At 66.4% G+C, this 7021-nt stretch carries 7 protein-coding genes; 5 read left to right on the forward strand and 2 right to left on the reverse strand.

What is annotated here, in order from left to right:
• The first annotated feature begins 186 nt into the window (after positions 1 to 186).
• The 5 genes from ahpC to AC5P9C_RS18505 all read left to right on the forward strand — a co-directional run bounded on the left by ahpC (position 187) and on the right by AC5P9C_RS18505 (position 5149).
• Complete coding sequence (gene ahpC / locus AC5P9C_RS18485) at positions 187 to 750, forward strand: alkyl hydroperoxide reductase subunit C (RefSeq protein ID WP_005408159.1); 564 nt, start codon at positions 187 to 189, stop codon at positions 748 to 750.
• Positions 751 to 973: 223 nt separating this feature from the next.
• Positions 974 to 2566 carry an alkyl hydroperoxide reductase subunit F gene (gene ahpF, locus AC5P9C_RS18490; RefSeq protein WP_049466519.1) on the forward strand — a complete coding sequence of 531 codons (1593 nt, stop codon included), beginning with the start codon at positions 974 to 976 and terminating at the stop codon, positions 2564 to 2566.
• A gap of 85 nt (positions 2567 to 2651) precedes the next feature.
• Positions 2652 to 3614: a LysR substrate-binding domain-containing protein gene (locus AC5P9C_RS18495; protein ID WP_053506907.1), complete on the forward strand. Its 963-nt coding sequence runs from the start codon at positions 2652 to 2654 to the stop codon at positions 3612 to 3614.
• Positions 3615 to 3737: 123 nt separating this feature from the next.
• Positions 3738 to 4142, forward strand: coding sequence for a nucleoside diphosphate kinase regulator (rnk, locus tag AC5P9C_RS18500; protein ID WP_049466522.1), 405 nt, complete (start codon positions 3738 to 3740; stop codon positions 4140 to 4142).
• Positions 4143 to 4192: 50 nt separating this feature from the next.
• Positions 4193 to 5149, forward strand: a complete 957-nt coding sequence (locus AC5P9C_RS18505) for a transaldolase (RefSeq protein WP_182068349.1) — start codon at positions 4193 to 4195, stop codon at positions 5147 to 5149.
• A gap of 631 nt (positions 5150 to 5780) precedes the next feature.
• Here AC5P9C_RS18505 and msrA read toward each other — a convergent pair.
• The gene (msrA, locus tag AC5P9C_RS18510) at positions 5781 to 6446 is read right to left on the reverse strand and encodes a peptide-methionine (S)-S-oxide reductase MsrA (RefSeq protein ID WP_032956996.1); all 666 of its coding nucleotides are present in this window, start codon (positions 6444 to 6446) and stop codon (positions 5781 to 5783) included.
• 30 nt (positions 6447 to 6476) lie between these two features.
• Positions 6477 to 6740, reverse strand: a complete 264-nt coding sequence (locus tag AC5P9C_RS18515) for a putative signal transducing protein (protein WP_049467989.1) — start codon at positions 6738 to 6740, stop codon at positions 6477 to 6479.
• Between the last annotated feature and the right edge of the window lie 281 nt (positions 6741 to 7021).

Raw genomic sequence — 7021 nt, forward strand, 5'->3', positions numbered from 1 at the left:
CGGAAGATTTTCCTTGTCACACAGTCAGTTGCAGGATGGCCACAGCAGGATTCAGTGCCTGCTCATGGCCTTACGATAGACTGTGTCTATTAAATAGATGCAATCAATGCATTGTTCTTATCGCCAGCGAATGGGTAACCTAGCCCCTGTCGATTCACCCGCTCCCCTTCACCAAGAGGAAAAATGATGTCTCTCATCAACACCCAGATCCAGCCGTTCGAAGCCAACGCGTACCACAACGGCGAGTTCATCAAGGTTTCCGACGCCAGCCTGAAGGGCCAGTGGTCCGTCCTGATCTTCATGCCGGCCGCCTTCACCTTCAACTGCCCGACCGAGATCGAGGACGCAGCTGACCATTACGCCGAGTTCAAGAAGGCCGGCGCCGAGGTCTACATCGTCACCACCGATACCCACTTCTCGCACAAGGTGTGGCACGAGACCTCGCCGGCCGTCGGCAAGGCCCAGTTCCCGCTGGTCGGCGACCCGACCCACCAGCTGACCAACGCCTTCGGCGTGCACATTCCGGAAGAAGGCCTGGCCCTGCGCGGCACCTTCATCATCAACCCGGAAGGCGTGATCAAGACCCTGGAGATCCACTCCAACGAGATCGCCCGTGACGTCTCCGAGACCCTGCGCAAGCTGAAGGCTGCCCAGTTCACCGCCGCCAACCCGAACCAGGTGTGCCCGGCCAAGTGGAAGGAAGGCGAGAAGACCCTGACCCCGTCGCTGGACCTGGTCGGCAAGATCTAACGCCGTACCGGCCTGCCATGGCCCCACGCCACGGCGCGCCCTTCATCCCCATGCCGGTGCTCTGCCGGCGTGGGGGTGAACCCAAGACAGCCAACGCTCGCCCGCCTTGGCCAGCCAGCCCCTTCCACGGTCGCTGTCTTGGGTTCACCCCTACCCCCAGCTGGTCCGCTACCTTGTACAGCGGTGCCACGCCCCCTGTTTGCCTGAAGCCAGGAGAAGACCGATGTTGGACGCCAACCTGCAGTCGCAGCTGAAGACCTATCTGGAGCGCGTGACCCGCCCGATCCAGATCACCGCGCACGCCGACGACGGCGCCAAGTCGCAGGAAATGCTGGAGCTGCTGCAGACCCTGGAAAGCCTGTCGGACAAGATCTCGCTGCAGGTCCTGCGCGATGGCCAGGGCCGCGTGCCGTCCTTCGACCTGGGCACGCCGGGCCAGGATATCCACCTGACCTTCGCCGGCCTGCCGATGGGCCATGAATTCACCTCGCTGGTGCTGGCGCTGCTGCAGGTCGGCGGTCATCCGTCCAAGGCCACCGCCGAGCTGATCGAGCAGGTGCAGAACCTGGAAGGCGAGTACGCGTTCGAAACCTACTTCTCGCTGTCCTGCCAGAACTGCCCGGACGTGGTGCAGGCGCTGAACCTGGCCGCGGTGCTCAACCCTCGCATCCGGCACGTGGCCATCGACGGCGCCCTGTTCCAGGACGAAGTCGAGAAGCGCGAGATCATGTCAGTGCCGACCGTGTACCTCAACGGTGAAGTATTCGACCAGGGCCGCATGACCCTCGAGCAGATCGTGGCCAAGCTGGACACCAATGCCGGCAAGCGCGACGCCGAGAAGATCGCCGCCAAGGACGCCTTCGACGTGCTGGTGGTCGGCGGTGGCCCGGCCGGTGCGGCAGCGGCGATCTACGCCGCGCGCAAGGGGATCCGCACCGGCATCGCCGCCGAGCGCTTCGGTGGACAGGTGCTGGACACCATGGCCATCGAGAACTTCATTTCGGTGAAGGAAACCGAGGGCCCGAAGCTGGCCACGGCGCTGGAACAGCACGTGCGCGAGTACGACGTGGACATCATGAACCTGCAGCGTGCCAGCGCGCTGGTGCCGGCCGGCGAAGACGGCCTGGTGCAGGTGCAGCTGGAGAACGGCGCGGTGCTGAAGTCGCGTTCGGTGATCCTGTCCACCGGCGCGCGCTGGCGGCAGATGAACGTGCCGGGCGAAGACCAGTACCGCAACAAGGGCGTGGCCTATTGCCCGCACTGCGATGGCCCGCTGTTCAAGGGCAAGCGCGTGGCGGTGATCGGCGGTGGCAATTCCGGCGTGGAAGCGGCCATCGATCTGGCCGGCATCGTGTCGCATGTAACCCTGCTGGAGTTCGATTCCAGCCTGCGTGCCGACGAAGTGCTGCAGAAGAAGCTGCGCAGCCTGGCCAACGTGACGGTGCTGACCAGCGCACAGACCACCGAAGTGCTGGGCGACGGCAGCAAGGTCACCGGCCTGGTGTACAAGGACCGCATCGGCGGCGATGCCCACCGCGTCGAGCTGGAAGGCATCTTCGTGCAGATCGGCCTGCTGCCCAACACCGAGTGGCTGAAGGATGTGGTGGCGCTTTCGCCGCGTGGCGAAATCGTCATCGACGACCGCGGCCAGACCAACCTGCCGGGTGTGTTCGCTGCTGGCGATTGCACGACGGTGCCCTACAAGCAGATCATCATCGCCATGGGCGCCGGCTCGACCGCCGCACTGAGCGCGTTCGACCACCTGATCCGCTCGTCGGTGAGCAACAGCAGCGGTGCCGTTGCTGAAGCGGCCTGATCCACCGTTCCCAGATCACCGGGAACATTGTCTGCCTGTCGGGTAACCACGCCGTCAGCCGGTCCGTTACCCTTGGGGTGTAAGGATGAACCTACGTGATCTGAAGTACCTGGTAGCCCTGGCCGACCACAAGCATTTCGGCCGGGCTGCCGCCTCCTGCTTCGTCAGCCAGCCCACGCTGTCCACCCAGATCCGCAAGCTGGAAGAGGAACTGGGCCTGCCGCTGGTGGAACGCGCACCGCGCAAGGTGATGCTGACCCCGGCCGGCCAGGAAGCGGCGGCACGGGCACGGGTGATCGTGTCCGAAGTGGAACAACTGAAGGAAGCGGCGCGACGCAGCCGCGACCCGGAAGCCGGCACGGTGCGCCTGGGCATCTTCCCGACCCTCGGCCCGTACCTGCTGCCGCATGTGATTCCGCGCATCCGTGAACGCTTCCCGGAGCTGGAACTGCTGCTCGTCGAGGAAAAGAGCGACGTGCTGCTGGACCGCCTGCGCGAAGGCAAGCTGGATGCTGCGTTGCTGGCGCTGCCGGTGATAGACGATCAGCTGCATGCCGAGTTCCTGTTCGAGGAACCGTTCCTGCTGGCCGTCTCCGGCCGCCACCCGCTGGCCCGTCGCGAACACCTGGACGTGCAGGAGCTGGCCACGCAGAAGCTGCTGCTGCTGGAAGACGGGCATTGCCTGCGCGACCAGGCGCTGGAAGTCTGCCGCCTGTTCGGCGCCAACGAGAAGTCCGAATTCCGCGCCACCAGCCTGGAAACCCTGCGCCAGATGGTCGCCGCTGACGTCGGCATCACCCTGCTGCCGAGCCTGTCGGTGCAGCCACCGGTGCCGCGCTCGAACAACATCCGCCTGCTCGATTTCACCGGCGAGGGTCGTCCCAGCCGCCGCATCGCCATGATCTGGCGCCGCAGCTCGGCCATGAACGACTTCCTGATGGAGCTGGCCGACCAGTTCAAGCGCCTGCCGCAGGCACTGTTCACCCTGGACGCGCTGCACGCCACGTCCGATGCGGCAGCCCTGCCCGGCCCCGCGCTGAACGGCTGAGCCCCCGCAGCACCGGCCCGGAATCGGCAGGAGTCGATTCCGGCCGCATTTGTCCCCACAATACAGACAGGCGGCGCCAGCAGGTGCCGCCTTTTGCATGGCTTTCAACCAAGGAGCTTCACCATGAACACCGCCAGCGGCCTGCCGCCGTCGATCACCGTTTCTTCCTTCGACATGGACCGCCTGGACGCCATGCTCGAGTCCCCTGCGCTGAGCCAGACGCCTGCCGCGCTCGCGCTTGCTGAAGAACTCAACCGGGCCACCGTGCTGGCGCCGGACCAGATTCCCGAAGGCATCGTCATGATGCATTCGCGCGTGGAGTGCGAAGATGAAGTGTCGGGCGAAAAGCACGTCCTGACCTTGGTTTTCCCCCGCGAAGCCAATGTCGATGAAGGCAAGGTCTCCGTGCTGGCCCCGGTCGGCACCGCCCTGCTGGGCCTGGCGATCGGCCAGAGCATCGACTGGAACGCGCCCGGCGGCCGCAAGCTGCGCCTGCGCGTGACGGCTGTCCACAACGATCACCCCTGATTACCGCTGCGCACTGCGCGCGATTCGATTCCCTTGCACCAGGAGCCGTAATGAGTACCCCGTCCAAACTGTCCCAGCTGCGCGAACTGTCCGTGGTCGTTGCCGATACCGGTGACTACGAGGCGATCAAGCGCCTGCAGCCGGTGGACTGCACCACCAACCCGACCCTGGTGAAGAAGGCGCTGGACCTGCCGGTCTATGCCGACCTGATCGAACGTGAACTGGCCTGGGGCCGCCAGCAGGGTGGCGACCGTGAAACCGTGGTGCACGCGGTGGCCGACCGCCTGACCATCGGCGTCGGCGCGCTGCTGAGCACGCTGGTGCCGGGCCGGGTGTCCACCGAAGTGGATGCCGACCAGGCCCACGACACCGCCGCCACCGTGGCCAAGGCGCGCCAGTTCATCCAGATGTACGCCGACGCCGGCGTGCCGCGCGAGAAGATCCTGATCAAGATCGCCGCGACCTGGGAAGGCGTGGAAGCCGCGCGCGTGCTGCAGGCCGAAGGCATCGACTGCAACCTGACCCTGATCTTCAACCCGACCCAGGCGCTGGCCTGCAGCGAGGCCGGCGCGTTTCTGATCTCCCCCTTCGTCGGTCGCATCCTGGACTGGTACGTGGCCAACGGCCAGACCCCGGCCACCATCGACGAAGACCCGGGCGTGAAGTTCGTGCGCGGCGTCTATGCCGAATTCAAGCGCCGTGGTTCGAAGACGGTGGTGATGGGCGCCTCGTTCCGTTCGACCGCGCAGATCGAAGCGCTGGCCGGCTGCGACCGCCTGACGATTTCGCCGGATCTGCTGGAGAAGCTGGACGCCGACCACGGCGAGCTGCCGCGCAAGCTGGTGGCCGGCGCCGCCGATGGCGCGGCGGTGACCCCGATCGACGCGGCGACGTTCGCAGCAGACCTGGCGGCCGATCCGATGGCGACCGAGAAGCTGGCGACGGGTATCGAGGCGTTTGCCAAGGATCTGGAAGCACTGCGCGAGCGGATCCGCGCGGCACTGTGATTCCGGCCAACGGCTGAGCCCCTCGTGGCGGGGGGCTCAGAGCAACAACCGTGCTGGGTCGGGCGGGTTGGGTTCGCGGGAGACGCCGTGAATCCATCCCTGGAGGCTTGGCCGCCGCATCCATGCGGCGGACACTCCCGCGAACCCAACCCGCCCGCCCTCTGACAGTTTCCTGTGGCCGCCCGCCACGGAAGAAAGAAAGAAGAGCAACAGCGGGTCGCGCGCTTCGCTCGCTCGGAGCCGAGCATGGCTCCGCTCTACAGAAAGCACTGCAGGACCAAACAAAAAGGACGCGGCGAAGGCCGCGTCCTTTCTGTTTTCCTTCAGTCGTCAGTAACCCATGCTCTTGCCCACCGTCACCGGGAAACTGTCGATGGTGGGACGGGGGCGGCTGCCAGGACCGTAGGCGCCATGAATGGCGCCATCGAGCCCCCATGGGTGAGGGCGCTTTGCTTGCGAAGCACTGCTTCGCAAGCGCCCGAACGCACAGCCGCCAGCGGCTGGGCCGGACCCCGGAGGGGGGTTTACGGCGTGTCCTGCCGGCCGCCCCCGTCCCGCCCAACCATCAGCAACCCAGAGCCGCTTTGGATGTTGATGTTGACGTTGCCCGCCGCAGGCGGACCACCGCGCGTCAGCGCGGCGCCTCCACATCCAGCCCGATCGGGCAGCTCACGCCGGTGCCACCAATACCGCAGTAGCCGTTCGGGTTCTTCGCCAGGTACTGCTGGTGGTAGTCCTCGGCGTAGTAGTACGCCGGTGCCGGATACACGATCTCGGTGGTGATCGGGCCGTAGCCGGCCGCATCCAGCTGTGCCTGGTAGGCCTCGCGGCTGGCCAGCGCAGCGGCGTACTGTGCCTCGTCAGTGGCATGGATCGCCGAACGGTACTGGGTGCCGGTGTCGTTGCCCTGGCGCATGCCCTGGGTCGGGTCGTGGCTTTCCCAGAACAGCTGCAACAGCCGTTCCAGGCTCACCACCGCCGGGTCGAACACCACCTGCACCACTTCGGTGTGGCCGGTCAGGCCCGAGCAGACCTCTTCATAGGTCGGGTTCGGGGTGATGCCGCCGGCGTAGCCGACCGAGGTGCTGTACACGCCCGGCTCGGTCCAGAACTTGCGCTCGGCGCCCCAGAAGCAGCCCAGCGCGAAACGGATCTGCTGCAGGCCGGCGAAGCGGTCCTTCAGCGGATGGCTGTTCACGAAGTGCTGGTTGCTGTGCAGCGGCAATGGCTGCTCACGTCCCGGCAGTGCCTCTTCCGGGCGCGGCAGGCGCTGCTTGAAGGCCCCGATGCCGAGGATGCCCTGGCCAATTCCCAACATGATGCACTCCTACGCCGGCTGTCCGGCCCAATCGTCTGCATCAGAAATGGGGGCGTCCGCGGCCGGGCCCAAGTCCAGCGCGGCGATGATGTCCTCCGCCTGCGGCCGCGCCGCGTCGGGGATGCCGACCCGCAGCACGCCGAACAACGGCAGCTCGCCCATGCCGCCCAGCAGCTGCTCGCCGAACACAAAGGCCGGGATGCCGGCGTTTTCCAGCGCGTGCTTGACCAGATGGGCGTCGAACAGGTTGTCGGCCTTGTACACGATGTGCATGCGGCGGCTCCGTGGGACAGGGTTCCAGCATACGCCCGGGGGCTGAATGGTAGTGGTGACGGCGCATGGCCATTCTGCCGGCCAGCGGCCAGCACTACCGACCTGCGCGTCGATCCGCGTTCCGCCGGCCAGCGGCCGGCGCTACCGACCTGCGCGTCGATCCGCGTTCCGCCGGCCAGCGGCCGGCGCTACCGACCTGCGCGTCGATCCGCGTTCCGCCGGCCAGCGGCCGGCGCTACCGACCTGCGCGTCGATCCGCGTTCCGCCGGCCAGCGGCCGGC

The organism is Stenotrophomonas sp. YJH_SMC_10 (assembly GCF_059371555.1).

Bases quoted from the DNA above. Each gene is read 5' to 3' on its own strand.
- AC5P9C_RS18505 (WP_182068349.1), top strand. From the start codon at position 4,193: ATGAGTACCCCGTCCAAACTGTCCCAGCTGCGCGAACTGTCCGTGGTC.
- ahpC (WP_005408159.1), top strand. From the start codon at position 187: ATGTCTCTCATCAACACCCAGATCCAGCCGTTCGAAGCCAACGCGTAC.
- AC5P9C_RS18515 (WP_049467989.1), bottom strand. From the start codon at position 6,740: ATGCACATCGTGTACAAGGCCGACAACCTGTTCGACGCCCATCTGGTC.
- AC5P9C_RS18495 (WP_053506907.1), top strand. From the start codon at position 2,652: ATGAACCTACGTGATCTGAAGTACCTGGTAGCCCTGGCCGACCACAAG.
- rnk (WP_049466522.1), top strand. From the start codon at position 3,738: ATGAACACCGCCAGCGGCCTGCCGCCGTCGATCACCGTTTCTTCCTTC.
- ahpF (WP_049466519.1), top strand. From the start codon at position 974: ATGTTGGACGCCAACCTGCAGTCGCAGCTGAAGACCTATCTGGAGCGC.